Origin of the sequence: Lysinibacillus sp. NPDC058147, from assembly GCF_042884205.1 — a bacterium.
Lineage (GTDB): Bacteria > Bacillota > Bacilli > Bacillales_A > Planococcaceae > Lysinibacillus.
Genome location: NZ_JBHVUJ010000016.1, coordinates 1 through 23,057 on the forward strand (window position 1 = coordinate 1; position 23,057 = coordinate 23,057).

A 23,057-nucleotide genomic window follows, 5' to 3' on the forward strand; every position below is an offset into this window, starting at 1 on the left:
GTCTCTCAATTATAAATTAAAAAGGCGAGGTATTCGACGATTGAATCGTCGAATACCTCGCTAAGTGGAACCAGATGAAGTTTTTCAGTGCCCTCGTTTTCCACGTGGCTCTGCGCAATTGCTAAAAACATATGGCTGCAAGAATTAAACCATAAAAATAAAAACCAACAATTGAAGGACTCACTAAAAAGTGAAAGCACAACATTTTACGACTTGGAAGATGAGTATATAAAAAACGAGGATAAAGTTATGTTTTTTAAAAAGGCTCATCAACTCAGTGAGGATAAACGAGAAATACTTTATTTAAGATTGTTGGGTGACTTATCGTTCAAAGAAATTGGTTCAATATTTGAAAGGACAGAAAACTGGGCAAGAGTGACTTTTTATAGAGCAAAACTTGAAATCAGAAAGGATGAGTAGGGTTATGGAACATAGTGTATTTAAGGATTTGGCTCCTGCTTATATTGATAAATTAACAAGTGAAGAAACAAACGAACAGATAGAAAAACATATGGAACAATGTGAAGAATGCCGAAATTATTTAAACAAAATGAAGGGAGATTTATTTTCAGAAGATGAAAATGAGAGAAGAAAAGATAAAAGGAACATTGATTATTTCAAAAAGGTACGCTCCAAAAATAGAAAAAAGAACTTAGTTATCGTATCATCACTACTAGCAATGTTTCTTGTTCTGATAACTGCTTATTACTTTGTGTTTGTAAATATGTGGCAAGCAAGTTCCGGTAATGTTGAAACAAACATTCAGAGTCAGGGCACGATGGCTACACTCTTATTCAAAGCAAAAAAGGACAATCATTATATAATTTTAACAGATGCAAAAACAGATGAGGGATATACACATACTATATTTGTTTATGAAAAAAGGAACGATTTCTCTACCCCAGCAGAACTCTTAAAAGATGGGAGTGGCATTTCTTTCACATTTGCAGATGAAAACACATTATTACTGCACAATGGGAAGAAGAAGAAACTAACGGATGAAGATAAGGTAACTATACAATATAAAGATAAAACCGATGTAATACCCATAAAAGATTTATATGATAAAGGTAACGATGCTGAATGATTTAAAAAATGGATAGAAGACGGGAATATTGTTGAATAAGCGTCGCTGTTCTTATTAAACTAACTGGTGCTTTAGTTAAATATTCGATTTTCGAAATATCAAATATAAAAACAGAGTTGATTCTACGCATTTTGTAGATTAACTCTGTTTTTATGTTTTAACAGCAACAATCTTTTAGAAAACAGCTTTATTGAATATTAAAAATTGAGATAGCGAGATTACTTTGTATAAGAAATTAATAAGGTTTTTAATGCTCTAGAGGTATATATTACGTAAAATATAAAATAATAACAATGAAATAAGAGGGTGGAATACTTGATGGAAGAGGAAAGTTCTTTGATAGAAGATATTATTCCTTGTGAAAAGCCGATAGAGTGTAGTAATACAGAAATTATTATTAATGCTCATACTTTATTATCAGGGATCCCTATTGCTCCTGAAGATAGACTTAGACAGTTTTCAGATGTTGAATATGAACAATGTGTAAAAGAGTGGGCAACTACTTTTTTAGAAGAGAAATATGAGTTAGTTCGGCGATGTGGGGGCAGTGGAGATTTAGGGAGAGATGTAATTTGTTATACAAATATAGAAGAGGGGAAATGGGTTAATTATCAATGTAAACATTATGCATCAGCACTCGTACCATCAGATATTTGGGTAGAGATAGGGAAAATATGCTATTACAGTTTTGAAGGTCGATATAGTTTCCCAGAAGCGTATTATTTTGTTGCACCTAAAGGAGTAAATAATACTTTACACGGATTATTAATAGATAATCCTGATAAATTGAAAGATGAATTTATTGAGAATTGGGATAAAAATTGTCGTACAAAAATAACTTCTACTAAGAATATTGAACTTGATGAGGGACTTAAGAGTTTTATTGAAGCTAAAGATTTTCGGATTTTCAATTATTTAGACCCGCTTTAGTTTATAGAACAGTTTCGTAAAACACCCTATTTCCCGTTCAGGTTTGGTGGAGGATTTCAAAAACATAGACCTAAGAGTTTAAAGCCGCCTAAAGATTTAGAGGAGCGCGAATTGGAATATACTTCTCAATTATTTAAGTGTTATTCTGAACATCTAAATCAGGAAGTACTTAATGTATCAGAATTAGAAAAAGATCCAACATTAGAAGATCATTTTGTGAGACAACGAAGACACTTTTTTGAAGCGGAAACATTGCTAAGGTTCGAAAGAGATAGTTTACCATCCCCATACTAAAGCTTTTGAGGAATTAAAATCAGAGCTACACGATTGTATTGCGGATTTATTAGATGAAAAATATGAGAACTCGTATAAAAAAGTGAAGAAAGTAACTACTGAATCAAGAACCTTTTCTTTGGATAACAATAATCCATTGACCGCTGTAATGACAAGTAATGATAAACACGGAATGTGTCATCATTTAGTAAATGACAAAAAGATAGCATGGGTGAAAAATGGAAATTTATAATACATCCTTTGAAGTAGGAATTCGTTGTATGGTTATTTTAGAAAAGATGTCACCAAGAAAATTAAGTGTGGATCAGTTGTCAATGTTAGATTATCTTTTAACGAATGATGCTTTAACTGATAATACACAGTTGCATCCGATCAAACCCAATAGTCAAAATGAATTAATTATTAGAAGAGCAATAATCGTGGAATCTATTAATTTGTTAATTAATAAATCGTTGATTGATATCAATTATACGGAAAATGGGATTTTATATTCAGCTAATTCTTTTACAGTGATATTTTTAAACTTATTAGAGACTACATATACTCTTAAAATTAAAACCGCTGGAGATTTATTAAGTTCAAAATTCGGAGATTTTACAGAAGATAGTTTGAAGAACTATATATATAAAATGCCTAAAATGGAGATGCTGAGAGGAAGAATATATTGATAATACTTAATAGATTGGTCTTTAGAGGACCAAGTGTATCCGATGCTAGCATAGTATTTAAAAATGGGGTCAATGTAATTGTAGGACCATCAAATTTTTTTATGCTTTTTCTTCGTTTTCTGTTGTTAACTTAATAAAGGAAATGCACCTAGCGGAATAATCATTCCTTTTCAAGTAGGAAAAGTGAGTACACTTAGTGATTCACACCGATAAAGAAATGCTGTCACTGAGAATGTTAATACCATTTTTCGGTAGGGAAAGTGGGTATACTTGATGATTTACGCAAGGAAATATTTCAGTTCTGATGAGAAAAACTGAAATACTGCATTATAAAATGAAAGGGGAGATAGTAATTTTGATAAGAGAGGTAAGTAAACATTAATTTTCACCAATTGTTATTTCATTTCGTAAAACTATTGAGAAACTAATACAAACATTAATAGTTGCAAAAAAAGAGGCAAAAGAGGCAAATGATATTAGGTGAGCAACGTATAATTGTAGTGCAAGGATTACCTAACGATGAATTTTAATCAAATGAAAAAAGCAAATGTGTTTCATAATGGATTTGCTTTTTCTTTTGTAAATATTGCCATTAAATATAAGCGTTGTGATTAGAAATAAACCATAGAATAAAAAACGGTATAATATTTAATTTTCCCAACAATTTCCCCATTTTTTCCCCACAACAAAAAATCTCCCATAGTTTTCACTATGAGAGAAATGCTTCAAAGCCATGTGGCTGTATGATTAAATTTAAAAAGCCGCGTATGCCGTAGTTATTATAGAAAGTTTTAAACCACCACTCCTCAAAGTGGGTGTTCGCAGAAGCTTTCCTGCTTATCCTCATGCACCTTAGTGTGAGGCCCGTCATTCCAACTCCAATAATAAAACTCCCTTTTACAGCTTAAAGGTTAAAACTTAATATTATACGAACAATGCAGCCTTTAAGGATATAATAAGACATGTTAAACAAACTTGCAAGTAAGATGGTTTGTACAAAAAAGTCAATGGGCAAGTGTCCCAAATCATACTTATTCAGAATGAAATATCTCCAATAACATAAAACAGATTCATACATTTTTCACAAATACGAACGAAAAATACGAACAGCCTTTACTAAATAGGGCGGAGTATGTAAAGATAGGAGAATATATAGGGTTTACCTAGAAAAAAAGTAAAGGAGGAAGCGGAAATGGCAGCTTATCCAAATTGTCCGAAATGTAATTCTGAATACACATATGAGGATGGAACAAACTTTGTATGTCCAGAATGTGCGCATGAGTGGAGCACAGATGCCACGGAGCAGGACACAGATACGTTAATCGTAAAGGATGCTCATGGCAATCTACTTGCAGACGGTGATTCCGTTACAGTTATTAAGGATTTAAAGGTGAAAGGTAGTTCTTCAACGCTAAAAATTGGGACAAAGGTGAAAAGCATTCGTCTCGTTGAAGGCGATCACAATATTGATTGTAAAATCGATGGCTTTGGTGCAATGAAATTAAAGTCTGAGTTCGTAAAAAAAGCATAAGTAAAAAAGAGTCGTGAAAATGAAGCGCCCAACTAGGGAATGATGTTGGGAAGCTATTCAAAAAACGACTCTTTTTTTATTTTTATTCAGTAGGTGTCTAAACACCTGTTGAATAAAGATAAAGCTTCCGGACGCATTGTTTATCTGTGCGAAAGCGAAGCGACAGCAACAATTACGCCAAGGCGAAATTAATTTTAATAAAAATTTTTAGTAATTACTGTAACATTTAGAAAAGATATACGTTTTACTTGTGAAATAGCGAAACGAGGGGATGGCATGGACAGACAGCGGAAAAACGAGCTTGAGCAACTTTATGAAAAATACGCGAAATCGTTATATTATTTTCTGCTGAAGATGTCTGGATCAGTGCATATAGCGGAAGATTTAGTGCAAGAAACATTTGTACGAGCTACGATATCGCTGTCGTTTTATAAAGAGGAGGATGTGAGAGCGTGGTTATTCAAAGTTGCACGGAACACGTATTTAGATGAATGGCGTAAGCAGAAAAGGCGAAGGACTATTCCATTTGCAAACTTATTTTGGAAAGATGAAATGCTAAGTCCGTATGGGTTACCAGAAGAGGATTTTTTAACGCAGGAAGTGACAGAAGATGTACAGGCGTTGTTGAAATTTTTGCCTGAAAATTACCGAACGATTTTATATTTACGTGAATATGAACAATTCACCTACTTAGAATTGCAGGAAGCCCTAGAGCTTTCTGAGGGGCAGGTGAAAATACTTTTACATCGTGCCCGCAAAAGATTAGAAGAAATAGTGAAAAAGAATGGAGGTTTCCAACATGACTGAGTGGTCGCAGGAGAATGAAAAAAAGATTTTAAGAAAATACCGTTTTACGTTAACATTTCGAGTACTGCGTATATTGCTAATATGCTTCGTTATTTATGCTCTCTATATAGCAGGGGTATCCATCGTTTTTGATAAAACGCGTCCTGATCTTAAACATGCTTATAACTCTTTAATAGTATTTGAATGGCTACACCCAAATATGAAAGGTCAATATTCTATGGGTTCGCCTGCTGAAATAACGCCATTTCTGACGCAAAAATTTAGCTATCCTCTAGAGAAGCAGGTAGGAAAGGAAAAGGTAGTAGTCGGCGAAATGCATGTTGAAAAATCTATATTGAATTCTAATTCATCTCTGAGTATGAACTTACCGTCGACAAATACATCACAACAATTTAATTTTAATTTACCCGAAGATCCGGTAACGGGAAAAGCTACCTCATCTCAACTTAACAATAATATATGGAATATATTAGGAGATCTACCCGATGGAACTGTAGCGGAAATGGCGTTTTCGATTTCAACCTTTAAAGAGCCTATAGAATTGATAAAAATGCTTGCTCCGTACGATGTCCGAATCGTTTGGATGCCATTATATACAGGTGAGTTTAAATCCTTTGAACCAACTGCTTCTGGCCGCTCCGGTGGTACAATTACAATTTATGATAGAATCGGGTTATCGGGAGGCTTAAAAGTTAGTGATGATTATGCCCATATATCGCAAGCAGAGGAAATAGAATATAATGTGGGGGATAGCCAACGTTGGATGCTAGAAAATATGGAAAAACTTTTAACTGAAAAGAAAAGCTATTACGAAGGATTTCTCGGTTTAAACCATTTGCAAGAACGCTATAATTATATTAAAAAGAATGGATTTCAAGCTTATGGTGCCGTTGTAACAGGACCGACAAAACAACTATGGATGCTTCAAGATATAGAAGGTATTTCTAATGAAATGCTAGGGGATGTTGAACTTATGAATGGGTATAATTGGTAACAAAAGAAGTTGTCTCAGATTAAATTGAGACAACTTCTTTCTACAAGGTGTAACATTATTTTGTAAACCTACGAAACATAATAGCAAAACCTGCACCAAATAATGCGAAAATAGTATGTAAAAGGGCTATGTAGCTAGCTCCAATCAACAGTGTACCAATTTCCGTTAAGGAGTAGTGGGTGACATAGAGTGAATTATTGATATTATTAATAATGGCCCATACGAAAACAGGTACAGAGCTGATAGCAAAAACAATCCAAATATTTTTGTAAAAGAAATAGGTAAGACAGCCAAAAATTGCGTACGAGAAAGCAAAGCTTGTTTGATTGCCAAGTAATGATGAGTTAATGGCAAACATAAAAGATAGTACGATAAACACAAGATGGAAAAACGTTATCGTTCTTTTCATTAATAAATGATAGCCTAGTGATTGCTTTGAAGAAGCAAGCTGTCGACAATGCTCACAAGTAGCTAAATGCTGTTCGACAAATTCTATAGTAGTTGCTTGGAGCGCTTGTTTTCTATACAAAGGTAATAAATCTTCTACAATTGAACATTCCTGTGACAAAAGCTTCCCTCCAATCGATCTCCTTCCATTATACGACTTTTTAACTTCTTTCTGCAGATGAATGAGGATTTAGGTTAATTTTCAGCGGGTGCTTTCGGTACAAAAAACATCCGCCGGAGGCATAATTGATGGAAATAAAAAAAGCCTTCCGTGAGTTAATTCGTTCGGAAAACTTGTACATGCACCCCATTATTTTGATGTTAATACTTCATTGGTCAAAGCTTGAATATCAATATGCGTTTTTTCCTTCACAGCATCTTTCAGAATCTCAGTACGGAAATAGTGAACCGAAGCTTCAAGAGGAATAGTTAAAATCTTGGAGAGGGCTGATTGATACATATGCACAAATTCTTTATCTGTGTTACCACGTTTTAACTCAGCAAAGGCTTCATAAAATTGGTCAAGCTTATCAGCAAACTCAAGTAGGAGACCTTCTATAGTTTTATCCTTACCTTCTTTCATGCGCTCAAAGAAGACAGCCTGAAACTCTTGTGGGATCTCATCAATAATAAATTTCTCCATCATTTTTTCTTCCACATGTGCAAGCATTTGCTTAAGCTCTGGGCTCGCATGCTTTACTGGAGTTTTAATATCGCCGATAAATACTTCAGCAAAGTCGTGGTTGATGGTTTTTTCATATAATGATTTCCAATTGACCGTAGCTCCATTCATTTCTTCAAGTGTCGCAAAGAACATCGCATATTGCGATACCTTCCAAGAGTGAGCAGCCACATTGTGCTCCTCGAATTTGAAACGTCCAGGGCAACGAATAATTCGCTCTAAGTCGTTAAGACTTGTAAAAAATTGATGAATACCTATAAAAATCACTCCTTTTTGTTCTATATGTGCATGTTACTATAATCCATACCCTCTTTGTGCAAATTTCAAACAACTTAACAATGATTCATTTTGCGTTTACAAAGGATTCACAATTGACGATAAAGTACAATTATGTTGAGTGCTATAATGAGGGGGACTGATTAAAAGGGGAGCATGCACCATGATTTCAATTTATACACTTCTTCTTTACATACATATTTTAAGTGCTATTCTTTCGATTGGGCCTTTGTTCGTTGTTTTAACAATTGTTAAAAAAATGCGTACAGCATCTCATGTTGAAATGCCACCATATATAGAGGCTTTTAAAGGAGCAATTACGATCGTCAAGCATTCGGGGCATGTTCTTGTTGCATCTGGTATTTTATTAATGTGGCAAGCTGGCTATCATTGGAGTACATCGTGGATTGTTCTTACATTTCTCGTGATGTTGACCTCCATTGTTTTTTTAGCAAGAGCGTTCAAACCAACTTTACAGACATTTAATACACCTGCTTATGACCAGCAAAAATTTGCTTCATTGTTGCATCGCAAAGCATGGATGTACATTTTATTATTGCTAATTATGTTATGGCTAATGGTAGCAAAGCCAGTGCTTTGGTAAGAAGCTGGCTCATCATCATAACGTGTGGTTGATTTCCGTTCCGACTGGGCGCTTTGTAGCTGTCGCTTTGCTTTCGCTACAGAAAACATTTGTAGCTGACGCTACGCTCGCCCACAGGAAAGCGAGTAGCCTGGAACGAAAATCACCTTTATTCATTGCGCCACAAGATTCTCAAAGATCACATTTTAATTTGTTTTTCAACATTATGAAAATCCGCACCTCGAGAGGAGTGCGGATTTTTTCATTATAGACTAAGCAAGCGTTTGAAATAGCTTTTGCGAATAAATATAAAACTAACGAAGAACAGGGTAAAGAAGCATAAAGAGCTCATCAAAGATACTTGTAAAAATGATGTTGAAACCATTTTTCGCATGGCGAATAATGTAGCGAGTAACATCGTAGTGGCTATCGCGAATGGTACAAATATAAGGATTGCCAGCTCTTTAGAAACAACAGTGAATAACTCTTTTTTAGATAGCCCGAGTTTTCGTATGCCTACATACTTTTCTTTTTCCTGAAGAAGTGTCGTTTGTAAATAGAAGTAGAGGATACTCATAGCTGCACTTAAGAAAATCAAGCTCAACATAGAGCCGATAAAGAATTCAATACTTTTTACAAACATCTCCGAGTCATATAATTCGATTTTTGATGTTACATAACGTTCCTCATATATATGTGGGAAATCCCCAATAATTTTTTTCGCCAACTCTGTATGTGCTGTCCAATTGTCTAGCTCGAATAAATAGGTTTTGTAGACAGGGTATTTGATGCTGTTATAAACTTCATCAGGTACAATAAAATACGTTTGTTGGAAACCTGTTGTTAATAGATTTTTTTCATTTACAGATACAAGCTTAAATTGCTTTAGATATTTGTCATCACTTACATTAGTAATTGGAAAAATTTTATGGTTTCCGGCCACTGCTATAAATTCATTTGCACCTAAGCTAATCTTTTCGTTGTGTAAGAAGTTATAATCGGAAACTGACATATAACTGAGTCGTTGATCTTCATTTGATTTAAATTCAATAAAATATTTTTGTGAATCTACTGTGGATAATTGTTTTTCAATGCTTTTAATATCAGCTTCTACCATACTTGGATCAGCCTTAGGAGTGGCAATATACTGAAAACTATATGGATAATTCGCTTCACTTTCGTTTTTAACATTGTAGTAAGAGCTAAATAAAATACTTGTACTTAAAAACACACCGCTTAATAAAATAGTGATTAAAAATAATATGTTTGCGTGTGATTTCATTTTTGCATTCAAATTGGAAGCCAGTAGCATATTCGTTTGTTTCATATAGGATGACGATTTCTCAAAAGCTTTTAGCAGGAAACGCATACCTTGTGAGATGATTAAATAAATTGTACAAAGAACACTCACGAAAAACACTACATAGAAAAGAATACCGAGACTACCTACAATATTATGATCAATTTTTAATAAATAGGCTAAAATGGTGGAAATAATAATGCTAATGAATAATAAAAGATAATGTGATTTTATCGATTTTTCGATGACAACATCACTTTTTAATAGTTGAATGGAAGCTTCTTTATTAATAAATCTTGTCATTACTTTTGAAATAACAACGAATAATACAAGGAACAAACCAATCGTTAGCATGATTGCTTTCATAGGGAAATACATACCGAAAGTTTCTGCCTTTAAAACAACTTTGGCACCCATTAAGAAGAGTGGTGAAATGACAAGCCCAAGAATAACTGCTGTAATAATCGCCAATACACCGATAAGAATATTCTCTCGAAAAACGAGTGTACGAATTTGTTTCATGGATGCACCAGTAATCATAAAAATACCTAGTGTTTTTGTTTTCTTCTTTAAAAAGGCCATGATGGAATAGGCAATATAAATAAATGAAAACAAATAGACAAGCAGACTCGCTAACATTAATGCAAGGCCAAGTGTTGAGTTTGGATCTAAACTTGCAAGACTTGGATGGAATACAATGACTGTGAACAGAAAGAAAATAATAATAGAAAACATACTGCTAAGGAAATACGAAACATAGGTCCATTTATCACGTAAAATATTTTGAATAACGATATGATTAAAGCTCATGCTGTCCACCACCTAAAAAAGCAAGTGTGTCCATGATTTCCTGGTAAAATTGTTTGCGATTATGACCACGATGAATTTCGTTATATAATTTACCATCCTTAATGAATATAATGCGATTTGCGAAGCTTGCTACATAAGGATCATGGGTCACCATTAAAATGGACGTTTTCAGCTCGGTATGAATAGAACTAAATAAGTTCATGACATCATTTACTGCTTTTGAATCGAGATTTCCTGTAGGCTCATCTGCCAACAATAAACTCGGTTCGTGAATAACCGCACGAGCTATAGCTACACGTTGTTTTTGTCCACCGGAAATTTCATAAATTCGTTTTGAAAGAAGCTCTTCAATTCCTAGAAACTGAGAGACGTGTTTAAGTCGTTGCTGCATTTTATCGGCAGGTAGACTATCTAAAGTTAACGGTAATAAAATGTTTTCTTTCACCGTTAATGTGTGTACAAGATTAAAATCTTGAAAGACAAAGCCTAGTTCTGAACGGCGGAACTTTGCAAGCTCTTCATCATCTAATGAATATGGATTTCTACCATTTATAAGAATTTCGCCAGCGGTAGGGCGATCGATTGTTGACACGCTATTTAAAAATGTTGTTTTCCCACTTCCTGATGGCCCCATAACGGCTACGAATTCATTCTCGCCTAGCTGAAAATCTATGCCATTCAATGCCTTATATGTGATTTCCCCAATATATTCTTTTTGAAGATTGGACACTTGTAGGATTGAGTTTCCCATCTTTGAACAACTCCCTTACTTCGATTGAATAACTTAAGTATAAAGAAGGAGCAATATTTTACCTATTTGGCTATATGACGTCAATATGACAAAGTTGTCATATTACGAACTTACAATTATGATTTTTTTACGCTATTAGAAAAGTCTATGGAAAAGGTAGTGACACGCTCATGGGACTGTAAAATAAAAGGGTGCTCTAATTCAGTTAAAATCTTTTTCACTAAATACAAGCCTATACCTGTTGCTTCACCGCTCGTTCTTCCTTTCACACCTGTATAAAATAAATCAAAGACACGTGAAATTTCACTCTCAGGAATCGTATCTCCATAGTTTTTAATACGTAAAGTAGCTTCGTCATAAATAATTTGAATAGAACTTTCAGACTCACCGTATTTAATGGCGTTATTGATGATTTGATAAAGCACAATTTTTAACCATTTACGATCTGAATAAATAATAATATCTTCAACAAGCGTCACTTTTGGAAAAACTTCTTTTGCAATGAAATAATCCTTTAAATCGTTGACAACTTCTTTAATAAGCTCTTTTAATGAGAGTGATTCTATTTTTAAATCAGCCACTAGATTGGACGTACGTTCATAAGTTAGTAGCTGATTGAGAGTAAACGTCAGCTTATCGCATTCTTGATTAATTGTTTGCAAATGCTTAGATTGGCTATTTGCATTCGATTGGATCATCAGTTGAATAACTGACAACGGCGTTTTCATTTGATGGGCAAAATGTGACAGCACAAGCTGCTTCTCTTTTCCTTGTTCCTCGAAATATTGCTGCTTTGTTAAGTATAAATATTGCATTTGTCGAAGTTTTTGACTATAGGCTTGCTCAATCATAGCCTGTGGTTCATATAGATGGAGGTTATCGCTAGTTAATGTGTTTTCCTGTAAATGCGCATAAATCTTTTTTCTGCGGTAATAACGCCCAATCAGCCAAATAGTAAATAGGAAGCTAACGAGAAAGATAAAATATAGATAATGTGAAGATAGATCATCCAATGAATGAATGATCCAAGGTAATACTAGAAAGTTTACACAATAAAGAATGATGACACTTACATGGTCGCGAAAGAAAAGCTTCATTCTTCTGCCTCCACTAATTGATAACCAAGTCCACGAATTGTTTTAATTTCAAGTTTAGATTGGATAGCCTCGAATTTTTTTCGTAATCGGCCAATATTAACAGATAAAGTGTTTTCTTCTACGAAGGATTCATCATCCCAAATGGCACTTAACAATTTTTGACGAGGAACAACATTAGGATAAGCTTCAAATAGTAATTTGCTAAGCTGCATCTCTTTTAACGTTAACAGGCACTCATGTTGCTCAGTGTAAAGACGAACTGTATTAGCATTTAATGTTGTATTAGCAATTGATATCACATTAGATTCGGAGGAAGCATATTCTCCGTACGTACGACGAATAAGACCATTCACTTTTGCCATAAGCACATCTAGTGAGAAGGGCTTAGTGATAAAATCATCCGCACCGTTTTCAATACCATGCACTTGATCGATGTCATTCACACGCGCAGATACAATGATAATAGGGCATTTGGATAGCTGACGGATTTTACGCGACCAAAAGTACCCATCATAGGTTGGCAGGTTAATGTCCATAACAACTAGATGAGGTTGAATAGCTTGAAATTCTTCTACTATATGATTAAATTGTTGAACGGTATGGCATTCAAATTGATATTTTGATAAATGCTCCACAATAATCTTTGAAATATTGGGATCATCCTCTATTATGTATATTTTGTACATAGTATCGACCTTTCTTTATTAACTTTTTTCAGCGGGTGTCCAAACATCCGCTGAAAGAAGTTAAAGCCTCCGGCGGATGTCATGAAATTGGAAAGGAGTTCACATAGGATGTTAGCCTAAAATCATCGCATCCATGCGATAACGGCTAACTGACCTGCATTACGCAGGCCTAAGCACAAAGCCGATTCCGGACGCAATTATGCCGAGGCATAATTGATCATACTATTAATGTACCCTGATTTTTAAAAATCCATAAATATAGCTCATCACCAAAACGTGTGGTTGATTTCCGTTCCGACTGGGCGCTTTGTAGCTGTCGCTTCGCTTTCGCACAGAGCAGAGCTTCCTGGGGGCGTCCGATGAGCCGCTTGGGCCAACAGATGTTTTTAGCCTTCGTTCCTCTATTGCTGATCCCCAAGGAGTCGCTCGGTCCCCGCTCCAATCAACTTATCTACATATTATACCTTTAAAAATATTATCCTTGGTTTTTGGCAACGAAACTAAAATATTTACATTAACATAATAATTGTAACTTGAAATTATAGAGAAGAGCCACCACAAACTCAATTGAGTTTGTGGTGGCTCTTGTTAATGATGTGTAGTAATTTATATGTTTTTTGGAATATGGAAGGTGACATTTGTTCCTTCATTTAGTGTGCTTTTAATTTGTAACCTCTGACCGTAAATCCTTTTAAGACGTAAATCCGTATTACGTAGACCGACACCAACGTTTGGCGAATTACTACCGGATTGTAGTTCATCTAAAATACTTGGATCAATCCCAACGCCATCATCTACAACACTTACGGCTACATAATCCTGAAAATCCTTTATACGGATACAAACTGTACCGCCTTCTTCCTGCTTCAATACACCATGACAAATTGCATTTTCGACTAAAGTTTGTAAGGAGATAGGGGGAATTTCAATGTTTATATTGTCATCAACATCCCAGCCGATGTTTAGTAAGTTCCCAAAACGCTGCTGATTAATATAGAGATATGAGCGTACTAGTTCCAACTCATCCTTAAGTGGCACTACTCTCTGTAAATTCCGTACATCAAAGCTTGCATGTAGATATTCACCAAAATGATGCATTAAGTCAATCATCCGATCTGTATCGATCGTACTAAGTGATGCAATTGTATTTAAAGTATTAAATAAAAAATGCGGCTGTATTTGGGCTTGAAGCCAAGCTGTTTCCAAATGTAGTCGTTGATTAATGCTATATTTTAAATCGATTAAGGCTCTACTCCTGACCTTTAGCTCTACAGAATTAATAGGCTTCGTAACATAATCATTTGCTCCATGACCGAAACCAGTATAAACATCCTCGGAATGATTACGAGCTGTCAGTATTAAAATAGGTAATTCAAGCAATGAGTAGTGTTCGCGAATAATCTCTATTAATGCATAGCCAGAAATATAAGGTAACATCGCATCAATAATGACTAAATCCCAATCATCTTGCTGTAGCACTTCTACTGCCTTTTCACTGCTAGTAACCGTAGTAACAGCATATTCTGTAGTTGCAAATAAACTACGCATAATGGTTAGGTTTACAGGGTCATCATCGACCATTAAAATTTTAAATTGCTTTCCCAGTGTCGACGATAAACTATTGTCTTCAATAGGAAGATGCGTATCCTCTTCCTCTATATAGGCTTGCTCCTCATTAAAGTTTTCCTCTGCTAATGGTAATGTGAAATAAACATCCGATCCTTTGTTAGGAATAGAATGTATTTGCAAAGTTCCACCATGTAATTCAATGAGCTTTTTTGAAATTAATAACCCTAGACCGATTCCATCATTGTTGTCATTTCCTTGTTCATAAGGGGAAAATAGGCGGCTTTGGATATCATCGTCCATTCCTAACCCAGTGTCACGAATATGGATAACAGCCATATTCTTTTCTATATGGGCGCTGATTTTTATAGATCCAGCACTCGTATATTTAATGGCATTGTGTAGGAGATTAAAAAGAATTTGAATCAATCGATTTTCATCGGCCACTACATTAGGAAATGCCCTAGGAATCGTTGAATTCATTTGAATCTGTTTTCCGCCTGTTATAAAGCGTAACATGTCAAAAACACCATAAACTATACTTTGGATGCTAACGTTCTTTTTATGGAGATGTAAATTACCTTCCTTTAAACGAGTAAAATCTAGTATGTCATTTAATGTAAAGGACATGCTTCTCCCAATATCAATTAAATGCTTCAGATTTTGTTTATCATCAGTCATAAGCTTATTGTTTGGATTAGCATAAATGGACTGTCCTAATGTAATCATTTTATTCATGGGATCCCACAGCTTTTGTGAGCTACTAGATAAAAATTCATCCTTTAATGCATCATCTTTTTGTAATTTAGCAATCAATTGATTAATTTGCGCTTGATTTTCAAAAAAGCGTTTAAACCAATAACCCGAAAAACCGAGCATGACAAATAAATAATCGAATGGATACATTGGTATATCAAAAACATAGATGGATTTGATATACCCCCATATGATGCCATTCGTTGTACCAAGGGCAGTTAATGCAATAAAGGCAGTGCTCTGTTTTTGATCTTCAATATACTCTCTTAAAGCGAGTACTACTACAAATAAAAATGAAACGACATAAAGTATAAAGTAGAAAGGATTTATTGCTAATAACCAATCGATCGGTAAGACGACAGTGAAAAATGCTGAAAGGAAATAGAAAGCAAAGAGCCACTGAAAGCATTTAGCATGATGATATTTGACTAGTAAAACACGCATAAACTGAACAAAGAAAAAAGAAGACCCGAGATAAATGATAGTAGATAGCTTAAATGACCATACATAATCGAGGTGTAACCAAGTGAGTATAGATCGATCATTTGAAATTAATTCATCTGATAAAGGTAAAAGAAAGCCTACTGTGAACAATAAAATAATTGGCTTTGGATTAATAAACAAGAACACAAGGGTACTAAAAAGTGTGAACAATAAGAGTGTTATTGAAATTGTGGCAAGAGATAAATTGTTAATCATTTGGTGATGTTCCATAGCTGAAGCAGAGCCAAATAAAATTCTTTTATTAATGGTAGGTCTTATAGAAGTATCAAAATTAGATACATGTAAAACTAAGTCAATTTCAGGCTGCTCATTTGTAAAGTAAAAAGTATAAGAAGCGGCTTGACCTTTATGACTACGTGAATTAGTAGCTACTTTTCCTGACTGATCAACCAACTTACCGTTAACATATAATGCTGTAGCAGTTGACACTGCAGGGATACGAACGGCAAAACGATTATCTTTGGGGGCATTGTGATGATTGAGCAAGATTTTTAAACGGTATGAACCATATCGTTGTGTCGTTGCCTCTGAATCTCGCATGGGAACCGTTCGGGTAGTTTGTTCAAATGATTCAGTATAAATGTTTAAGGGATCTATTAATGATCCGGGATAATAGAGCCATTCACCATCTAAGTTAAGAACTTCTTCGTCGGATAGCTGCTGATCCCGTATATCAAATATACCATCCCGGGCAATCGGTTGATCATTTGAAGGGAGAAAGTATGCTAGCCAAAGTAAACGAAGTGTAGTAAGCAATATGAAAATTAAAATAATGAAAAGTGAATGTCGTATAGTCGCTTTTTTCAACAGTGACATAAGAACCTCCAAAATTCCTTCTTGTAATCAATTATGCCTCGGCATAATTGTAGCTGACGCTTTGCTTTCGCGCAGAAAACATTTGTAACTTTCGCTACCAAAAATTCTGCTGAAAGAAGTTAAAAGGACTATATTTACCATGCCATGAAATTTAGAAAATGGAAATAAGAAATTTTTAAAAACATTACTTTCAGACTAATCAGATAGCGTGGAGGGGAGCTGATTTTCGTTACAAGTTACTTGCTCTTCTCCAGGCGTGGCTTGAGATTTGAGCCCCCTCTTACTAGGCAGTCAAGTACATTTTGAGGGAGAGTCATGAGTGTTTAAGTTTTCTTTAAGAGGCGTGACGTATGATGAAGGAATAAATAATTTGTAGGTTAAAGCGTATTAAAATTTAACAAAAAATCATCTCAATGGGAGAAATGATCTATTGTGAGTAAATTCAAGTTAAAGTTATCGTTTGTTATTGTTAGTATGACGGTAATTGTTGTACTTGCGACTGCTAGTATGAGTATTTGGAGTAGCTATCGAAATTTTAACGACATTCTTAGGCAAAATAAGATTGCTATGCAAGAAAATTATGTGAAGGAAGTTTCGGTAATCACGGAGAGCTACGTACAAGAAAAACTGATGGAACCAAATCAAGATAAGTCGATCGAACCTTATATGGTACAAGTGGTTGACAAGTTACTCGATGAAAGAGTTGTTTCATTTAGCGCGTTCATAAAAAGTATAATCGTTCCTTTACTATTATGGTTAGTTGCAGTACTTGTAGCAGCTGTATGGCTTGCTTTCAAAATTGCACGACCTTTAAAGAAGCTTTCTACTAGCGTGGAGAGAGAAGAAGTACAGAAGCTTGAAGAAATAGATGACTGGTATTACGAAGCACATTCATTAAAAAAAGTAGTACAAAACATGGTCATAAGTTCGGAGAGCGAAATATTTGATTTAACGAATCAACTGAATTTAGACTCCTTAACGGGAATCCCTAACCGTAGAAGGATGGATCAAATTTTAAATGAGCTTATCATCAATAAAGTGCCTCATACAGTAATGTTAATAGATCTAGATGACTTTAAAAGTATAAATGATACACATGGACATACTGTAGGGGATGAAGTTTTAAAAACTTTCGCAAATCATTTGCAGGAGAATATTGAGCAACAGGGAATGTGTTTTCGATATGGAGGGGAAGAGTTTATGGTTATATTACCATCCACGACCATAGATGAAGCTTTAGATTTAGCGGAGGATGTACGCATTAAGCAGGCCTTGTTAGATACGGCATGTGGCAGGCCAGTTACAATGTCTGCCGGCATTACAGTATTTACTGCAAATATTAAGACTGCTAATCAGATCATTACAATTGCAGATCAGGCATTATATAAGGCGAAGCAGTCAGGAAAGAATTGTATCTGTGTCGTCGAAGAATTATCTGGAGAATTAATCAAATGAATACGAAGATAAAAGGCATCGAGCGTTATCTTCTCGATGCCTTTTATAGATTAAAATTATTCAACCGATATAGCATTAAACACCTCAGTTGTTTCCTGCTCTGGTAAAATACCGAGATCCGCTATCAAGGTACTTTTAAAGGAATTGTAAACCTTTACTGCACTTGCTCTGTTATCCACTTCTATATAGTGCTTTATTAGCTGACGGATGGTTTTATCGGAATATGGATTATGCTCTATTGTTAAAAGTAATATTTCCTCACGTTTTTTTACATCATGTATTGCTGTATAATGCTCTACTAAATCATGAAGTAAAAGAGTAAATTTATTGTTCATAAAATTTGCTTTACTAGTAATCCAAGGATAATCTAATGAGGCCATAAATTCACCTTGGTAGTTTTGTAGTAGTGCCTCAGCCTTTTCTATATTAATCTTTCCAGTCTCCGTTTTACCATTTAAAATATGCTCTAAATCATGGGCATCACATTGAAAATCCTCTAGTTGCAAAATATAGCAGCCATTTGCATACTGTATGACTTCTGAATAGCCAAGTGCTGAAAGCGTAGTGCGTAAGTAGGAAACTGTTGTATGTAACTGAACTCTTGCCTTTTTAAATTCTGTATCTGCCCATAAAGCTTCTATGATTATATCGCGAGGTACATGGTTATTAAGATTGGAAAAAAGAAAGGCGAATAATTCCTTTGTTTTAAGCGTTCTCCAATGGACTGCTTTGTCATTGTGTAAAACAACGAATCCTCCAAAGTAGAGTATCGTAAGCGCGGGTTTATTTCGTATTTGTATAGGAGTCGATTTATTTTCTAAGTGAAGGAGTTCTTGGATTCTATTAATAGTTGTCTCTAGACGAGCTTTTGAAATAGGCTTTAATAAATAGTCAATGGAGTGAATTTCAAATGCTTGGACAGCATAGTCCCGATACGCAGTGACAAATACGATAAAAATGTTTTTGTTCCATTCTTTTAACAGCCGTGCAATCTCTAAACCGTTCATGCCAGGCATTTCAACATCTAAAAATGCTACTTGAAAATCCAAGCTTGGCCCCTCTGCAAGCAAATCTTTTGCAGTTGTAAAAGATTTAATGACCTCTATTGAATTAAATTCTTTTAACTTTTTCTCCATGTTTATAAGAGCTAATGGCTCATCATCCATTATTATCACTCGAATCAAAAAGGGCACCAACTTTCCAATATTTATTAACCTGATATCAATTATGCCTCGGCATAATTGTAGCTGACGCTTTGCTTTCGCTACAGAAACCATTTGCCGCTGACGCTTCGCTTTCGCGCAGAAACCATTTGTAGCTGACGCTTTGCTTTCGCTACAGATAAACAATGCGTCCAGAATCGGCTTTGTGCTTAGGCCTGCGTGATGCAGGTCAGTTAGCCGTTATCGCATGGATGCGATGATTTTAGGCTAACAGCTTCCGATTCTGTGACATCCGCCGTAGGCTTTAACTTGCTGAAGGAAGTTAAAAATTAAAGTGAAATAGGTTAAATTGAAATATCAATGACTGCCCCTTTATACGGATGTATGGCTTCTTGCTGCTGTGGCAGATCTTTTAATAAATCGATAGCGGCTGTAGTGTTTAGATTAAGCGCATTTTGCATAACGCTCATTTGTACAGTTTGTTGCAGCTCCATAATCTGAGAAGACATTATTGTATTAATTTCCATCATACATTCCTCCTTTACCATATTATCGTATAAAAACACTGATTTTCCAACATATAAAAATTGCAAATAGAGTACCAATGTTTTTTCCTCAAAATTGACCAATTTACCAAAAATATCATCTATATTGTATATTTTTCCGTTTTTGTAGAAATAATTCGTACTATCAGGTCCATTGTCCTGAGTTATTAATTGCATTTTCTAGCATTGCTTGCATAAAAGAGCCTAACTCTAGTGTGCTAGCAGCAGAATGCAAAATAATTAAAATATGGAGGTTACGAAATATGAAAAAACAAGCTTTAGCTTTAGCTGTAACATTGACCTTGGGATTAAGTTTATTTGCCAGTCCATCATCTGCAAAGGAAAAACTCACTTTTAAGCCGTTTGATGCATTGTGGGGAATCTCGAAAATTTACAATTTAGCGTTAGGAGATTATGAGCCATTAATCGACTCAGACGCGAGATGGTTTTATCCAGAGCAAGATTTAAATGTAGCCGAATCGAAAGATGATAATTCAATGAAAGATCAGCACTTTGTTGTGGCCGGGGATACATTATTTTCAATTGCACGCGTAAATGATATATCAGTGGAAGAATTAAAGGAATGGAATAACCTTTCATCTGATCTAATTTATGTAGGTGAATCATTAGCTATCAAAGAATCGGCGGCAAAACCAAAAACTTCCGAAAGCAAAACTAATAAGGTAGCGACAACCTCAAGTAAAAAGAAAGTAGCGACATCAAGTACAAACTCAGCGAGTGCTCCAGCAAGTACGGGCAAAACATTAACGATGCGAGCAACTGCCTATACAGCATATTGTGAAGGATGTTCGGGGATTACAGCGAATGGGACAGATATAAGATCTAATCCAAACTTAAAGGTAATTGCTGTAGATCCACGTGTAATTCCGCTTGGTAGCAGGGTTTGGGTTGAAGGTTATGGTGAAGCAATCGCGGCAGATACTGGCGGAGCAATAAAAGGTAATAAAATTGATGTATTTATTCCTACCGAGGGACAAGCTCGTCAGTGGGGCGTCAAACAGGTAACTGTAAAAATTTTAAATTAATGTGAGCGAAAGGATATCTCGTTTATTAGAGATATCCTTTTATTTTGCATCACTGTCTTTAAGCGTCAAAGGCCATTAAAAGCCCAGTGTGGATAATTTATTCCTTAACCAATAATTCTCTAAATTCTACTGAAATTGCATAAGTGGAAGGATAGTTGGCAACCATCTGAAATAGAGGAGGTATTTTTATGAAAAAAATGAGTTTAATAATTATTTCTTTATTAGTATTTGTCGGTGGTTGTGGTTTCTTTGAAAAAAAGGAACAAAAAGTGGCAGTTAACGCAAATTCAGGTCCAACTGCAACCGCGAAAGTAATTGGTAAAAATAATGAAAGCTATGGCAATGCATATTTTGAAGAAGAGGATAATGGGGTTAAGGTAACACTCGCACTATCAGGGTTGCCAGCAGGAAAACACGGCATTCATATTCATTCAGTTGGGAAGTGTGAACCACCAACATTTGAATCAGCAGGTCCGCATTTTAATCCAACGCATAAAGAGCATGGAAAGGATAATCCTAAGGGCTATCATTTAGGAGATCTTCCGAATTTAGAAGTTGGAGAAGATGGTAAAGTGGATCTGAATTTCTTAGCTGAAGGGCTAACATTAGAAAAAGATGCTGCCAACTCATTATTACGTGATGGAGGCACTACATTAATCATTCATGAATCTGAGGATGATTATAAAACAAATCCTTCTGGTAATTCGGGCGCTAGAATTGCTTGTGGCGTCATTCAATAAGGAAAATGAATCGACTGTATCTGAAGTAAAACACTTTAGATACAGTTTTTTTGTTTTGGGGATAAAAATCGACACTCATTTTGGTTCATTACTATAAAGCTGGGGGATATTTAAAAAAAGAATGCTAAGTATATAAGTTGATCTTCGTTCCGGCTGGGGATCGGTTACCCCTAGAAAAGCGCTTAGCTAGGTCGGAAATCACCCTACATTTTATTGATAAAAGAAGAAGCGAAAGGTCGCTTTGATAATAAATATGCAATTTCTATACATATCGAAACTAGTAATATTTTCTTAGAAAAAGAATTTAATGGTTTGTTATAGATAAAATTAGCGTAAGTAAGCTAATGACGAAATTTGAAAATAATTGGCACTTAAGAGGAAAAGTATAATTATAAAAGACTGAATTTACTATAAATTAATTGACATTATTATACTTAATTTGATAATTTTAAATAGATTCTTATTTTTAACCAAAGGGGGAAGGTTACTATGAAGAAAAAACAATTCAGGCTATTAATGCTATTAAGTGCCTTTGCGCTATTGATTTTAGCTGCATGTGGGTCTGATAGTGGAACGGGTTCAAAGGACTCGAATAAGGGCGAATCGGCATCATCTGAAAAGCCGAAATTTTTGAACTTATTAACAGGTGGAACACAAGGTACTTACTATGCATTGGGTGGAACGTTCGCAGATCTAATTACGAAAGAAACAGGCGTTAAAACAACTGCTGAAGTATCTCAAGCATCTGCTGCCAACATGACAGCTTTGCAAGATGGTAAAGGTGAAATTGCCTTTGTACAATCAGATATTGCTTATTATGCCACTGAAGGAACAAAGATGTTTGATGGTAAAAAAATCGATGCAATTGCTGCTCTAGGTGCACTTTATCCAGAAACAGTACAATTAGTAACAACTGAAGCATCAGGCATTAAAACATACGCTGATTTAAAAGGGAAAAAGGTTTCTGTAGGTGCTCCAGGTTCTGGAACTTACGCAAATGCTGAACAATTACTTGAAATTCATGGTTTAACAATGGATGATATCAAAGCACAAAACCTTGATTTTGGTGAGTCTGCTGACGGTCTTCAATCTGGTCAAATCGATGCAGCGTTTATTACTGCGGGTACGCCAACAGGTGCTGTTGAGGCGTTAAATGCGACAACTAAAGTAAATATTATCGGTGTAGATCCTGGTAAAGCAGATGAGCTAATTGCTAAATATCCTTACTACGCAAAAGATACTGTAAAAGCTGGTACGTATGGTCTTGCGAAGGATACTGAAACAGTTTCGGTACTTGCGATGTTAGCGGTGAAAAAAGATCTTCCGGATGATGTTGTTTATTCAATGACAAAAGCTATTTATAGTAATAAAGATAAAATTTCCCACCCTAAAGGGGCTTATATCGATGCTAAGACAGGTTTACAGGGTATCAGTATTGACGTTCACCCAGGTGCTCAAAAATACTTTGATGAAAATAAATAACTGAACATTAAATACGAAGAGGCTCGGATTGCGTAAAGCTT

General features: G+C 35.2%; 23 protein-coding genes and 1 other RNA gene. 14 read left to right on the plus strand and 10 right to left on the minus strand.

Annotated features, from left to right (window positions below):
* The first annotated feature begins 87 nt into the window (after positions 1 to 87).
* The 6 genes from ACFVT8_RS23800 (at position 88) to ACFVT8_RS23825 (ending at position 2,979) form a co-directional block, all read left to right on the plus strand.
* Complete coding sequence (locus tag ACFVT8_RS23800; protein WP_387086109.1) at positions 88 to 420, plus strand: RNA polymerase sigma factor; 333 nt, start codon at positions 88 to 90, stop codon at positions 418 to 420.
* 4 nt (positions 421 to 424) lie between these two features.
* The gene (locus tag ACFVT8_RS23805) at positions 425 to 1,087 is read left to right on the plus strand and encodes a zf-HC2 domain-containing protein (protein WP_387086112.1); all 663 of its coding nucleotides are present in this window, start codon (positions 425 to 427) and stop codon (positions 1,085 to 1,087) included.
* Positions 1,088 to 1,405: 318 nt separating this feature from the next.
* On the plus strand, positions 1,406 to 2,017 hold the full coding sequence (locus ACFVT8_RS23810; protein WP_387086115.1) for a hypothetical protein: 612 nt from the start codon (positions 1,406 to 1,408) through the stop codon (positions 2,015 to 2,017).
* Positions 2,018 to 2,128: 111 nt separating this feature from the next.
* Complete coding sequence (locus ACFVT8_RS23815; RefSeq protein WP_387086118.1) at positions 2,129 to 2,311, plus strand: ABC-three component system protein; 183 nt, start codon at positions 2,129 to 2,131, stop codon at positions 2,309 to 2,311.
* Positions 2,289 to 2,543 (plus strand): ABC-three component system protein, encoded by a 255-nt coding sequence (locus tag ACFVT8_RS23820; RefSeq protein ID WP_387086223.1) that lies wholly within the window; start codon positions 2,289 to 2,291, stop codon positions 2,541 to 2,543. Before ACFVT8_RS23815 ends, ACFVT8_RS23820 begins: the two co-directional genes overlap by 23 nt.
* On the plus strand, positions 2,530 to 2,979 hold the full coding sequence (locus ACFVT8_RS23825; protein WP_387086121.1) for an ABC-three component system middle component 2: 450 nt from the start codon (positions 2,530 to 2,532) through the stop codon (positions 2,977 to 2,979). Before ACFVT8_RS23820 ends, ACFVT8_RS23825 begins: the two co-directional genes overlap by 14 nt.
* Positions 2,980 to 3,733: 754 nt before the next feature.
* On the opposite strand, the gene ssrS is transcribed toward ACFVT8_RS23825, so the two are convergent.
* Positions 3,734 to 3,926: non-coding RNA, 6S RNA (gene ssrS, locus ACFVT8_RS23830), on the minus strand.
* Positions 3,927 to 4,171: 245 nt separating this feature from the next.
* On the opposite strand from ssrS, the gene ACFVT8_RS23835 reads away from it, so the two are divergent.
* From ACFVT8_RS23835 to ACFVT8_RS23845, 3 genes are all read left to right on the plus strand, one after another.
* Positions 4,172 to 4,510: a zinc ribbon domain-containing protein YjdM gene (locus ACFVT8_RS23835; protein WP_387086124.1), complete on the plus strand. Its 339-nt coding sequence runs from the start codon at positions 4,172 to 4,174 to the stop codon at positions 4,508 to 4,510.
* A 276-nt stretch (positions 4,511 to 4,786) separates the two neighbouring features.
* A complete protein-coding gene (locus ACFVT8_RS23840; RefSeq protein ID WP_370048456.1) occupies positions 4,787 to 5,317 on the plus strand; it encodes a sigma-70 family RNA polymerase sigma factor in 531 nt (176 codons plus the stop codon).
* Positions 5,310 to 6,311, plus strand: a complete 1,002-nt coding sequence (locus ACFVT8_RS23845; protein WP_387086127.1) for an anti-sigma factor — start codon at positions 5,310 to 5,312, stop codon at positions 6,309 to 6,311. Before ACFVT8_RS23840 ends, ACFVT8_RS23845 begins: the two co-directional genes overlap by 8 nt.
* Positions 6,312 to 6,366: 55 nt before the next feature.
* On the opposite strand, the gene ACFVT8_RS23850 is transcribed toward ACFVT8_RS23845, so the two are convergent.
* Both ACFVT8_RS23850 and ACFVT8_RS23855 read right to left on the minus strand, forming a co-directional pair.
* On the minus strand, positions 6,367 to 6,879 hold the full coding sequence (locus ACFVT8_RS23850; RefSeq protein ID WP_387086130.1) for a zf-HC2 domain-containing protein: 513 nt from the start codon (positions 6,877 to 6,879) through the stop codon (positions 6,367 to 6,369).
* A gap of 189 nt (positions 6,880 to 7,068) precedes the next feature.
* Positions 7,069 to 7,707 (minus strand): YfbR-like 5'-deoxynucleotidase, encoded by a 639-nt coding sequence (locus ACFVT8_RS23855; RefSeq protein WP_387086133.1) that lies wholly within the window; start codon positions 7,705 to 7,707, stop codon positions 7,069 to 7,071.
* Positions 7,708 to 7,879: 172 nt separating this feature from the next.
* Between ACFVT8_RS23855 and ACFVT8_RS23860 the strand changes: the two genes are divergently transcribed.
* Positions 7,880 to 8,320: a hypothetical protein gene (locus ACFVT8_RS23860; protein WP_387086136.1), complete on the plus strand. Its 441-nt coding sequence runs from the start codon at positions 7,880 to 7,882 to the stop codon at positions 8,318 to 8,320.
* 244 nt (positions 8,321 to 8,564) lie between these two features.
* Here the strand turns inward: ACFVT8_RS23860 and ACFVT8_RS23865 are convergent, their stop codons facing one another.
* The 5 genes from ACFVT8_RS23865 to ACFVT8_RS23885 all read right to left on the minus strand — a co-directional run bounded on the left by ACFVT8_RS23865 (position 8,565) and on the right by ACFVT8_RS23885 (position 16,585).
* The gene (locus tag ACFVT8_RS23865) at positions 8,565 to 10,409 is read right to left on the minus strand and encodes an FtsX-like permease family protein (protein WP_387086139.1); all 1,845 of its coding nucleotides are present in this window, start codon (positions 10,407 to 10,409) and stop codon (positions 8,565 to 8,567) included.
* Entirely contained in the window at positions 10,399 to 11,160 is a 762-nt protein-coding gene (locus tag ACFVT8_RS23870; protein WP_387086142.1) for an ABC transporter ATP-binding protein, read from the minus strand. The genes ACFVT8_RS23865 and ACFVT8_RS23870 overlap by 11 nt, the downstream gene beginning before the upstream one ends.
* Before the next feature lie 116 nt (positions 11,161 to 11,276).
* Positions 11,277 to 12,257: a sensor histidine kinase gene (locus ACFVT8_RS23875; protein ID WP_387086145.1), complete on the minus strand. Its 981-nt coding sequence runs from the start codon at positions 12,255 to 12,257 to the stop codon at positions 11,277 to 11,279.
* A complete protein-coding gene (locus tag ACFVT8_RS23880) occupies positions 12,254 to 12,943 on the minus strand; it encodes a response regulator transcription factor (protein ID WP_387086148.1) in 690 nt (229 codons plus the stop codon). The genes ACFVT8_RS23875 and ACFVT8_RS23880 overlap by 4 nt, the downstream gene beginning before the upstream one ends.
* Positions 12,944 to 13,549: 606 nt before the next feature.
* Positions 13,550 to 16,585: a sensor histidine kinase gene (locus tag ACFVT8_RS23885; protein WP_387086151.1), complete on the minus strand. Its 3,036-nt coding sequence runs from the start codon at positions 16,583 to 16,585 to the stop codon at positions 13,550 to 13,552.
* Positions 16,586 to 17,017: 432 nt separating this feature from the next.
* Here ACFVT8_RS23885 and ACFVT8_RS23890 point away from each other — a divergent pair, with 432 nt between their 5' ends.
* Positions 17,018 to 18,040, plus strand: a complete 1,023-nt coding sequence (locus ACFVT8_RS23890) for a GGDEF domain-containing protein (protein ID WP_387086154.1) — start codon at positions 17,018 to 17,020, stop codon at positions 18,038 to 18,040.
* Between the two features lie 56 nt (positions 18,041 to 18,096).
* Here ACFVT8_RS23890 and ACFVT8_RS23895 read toward each other — a convergent pair whose 3' ends face one another.
* Complete coding sequence (locus ACFVT8_RS23895; RefSeq protein WP_387086226.1) at positions 18,097 to 19,215, minus strand: response regulator; 1,119 nt, start codon at positions 19,213 to 19,215, stop codon at positions 18,097 to 18,099.
* A gap of 332 nt (positions 19,216 to 19,547) precedes the next feature.
* Positions 19,548 to 19,733 (minus strand): putative motility protein, encoded by a 186-nt coding sequence (locus ACFVT8_RS23900; protein ID WP_387086157.1) that lies wholly within the window; start codon positions 19,731 to 19,733, stop codon positions 19,548 to 19,550.
* Between the two features lie 278 nt (positions 19,734 to 20,011).
* On the opposite strand from ACFVT8_RS23900, the gene ACFVT8_RS23905 reads away from it, so the two are divergent.
* The 3 genes from ACFVT8_RS23905 to ACFVT8_RS23915 all read left to right on the plus strand — a co-directional run bounded on the left by ACFVT8_RS23905 (position 20,012) and on the right by ACFVT8_RS23915 (position 23,016).
* Positions 20,012 to 20,794 (plus strand): 3D domain-containing protein, encoded by a 783-nt coding sequence (locus ACFVT8_RS23905; protein WP_387086160.1) that lies wholly within the window; start codon positions 20,012 to 20,014, stop codon positions 20,792 to 20,794.
* 188 nt (positions 20,795 to 20,982) lie between these two features.
* The gene (locus tag ACFVT8_RS23910; protein WP_387086163.1) at positions 20,983 to 21,534 is read left to right on the plus strand and encodes a superoxide dismutase family protein; all 552 of its coding nucleotides are present in this window, start codon (positions 20,983 to 20,985) and stop codon (positions 21,532 to 21,534) included.
* A 489-nt stretch (positions 21,535 to 22,023) separates the two neighbouring features.
* Positions 22,024 to 23,016, plus strand: a complete 993-nt coding sequence (locus ACFVT8_RS23915; RefSeq protein WP_387086166.1) for a TAXI family TRAP transporter solute-binding subunit — start codon at positions 22,024 to 22,026, stop codon at positions 23,014 to 23,016.
* Positions 23,017 to 23,057 lie beyond the last annotated feature (41 nt).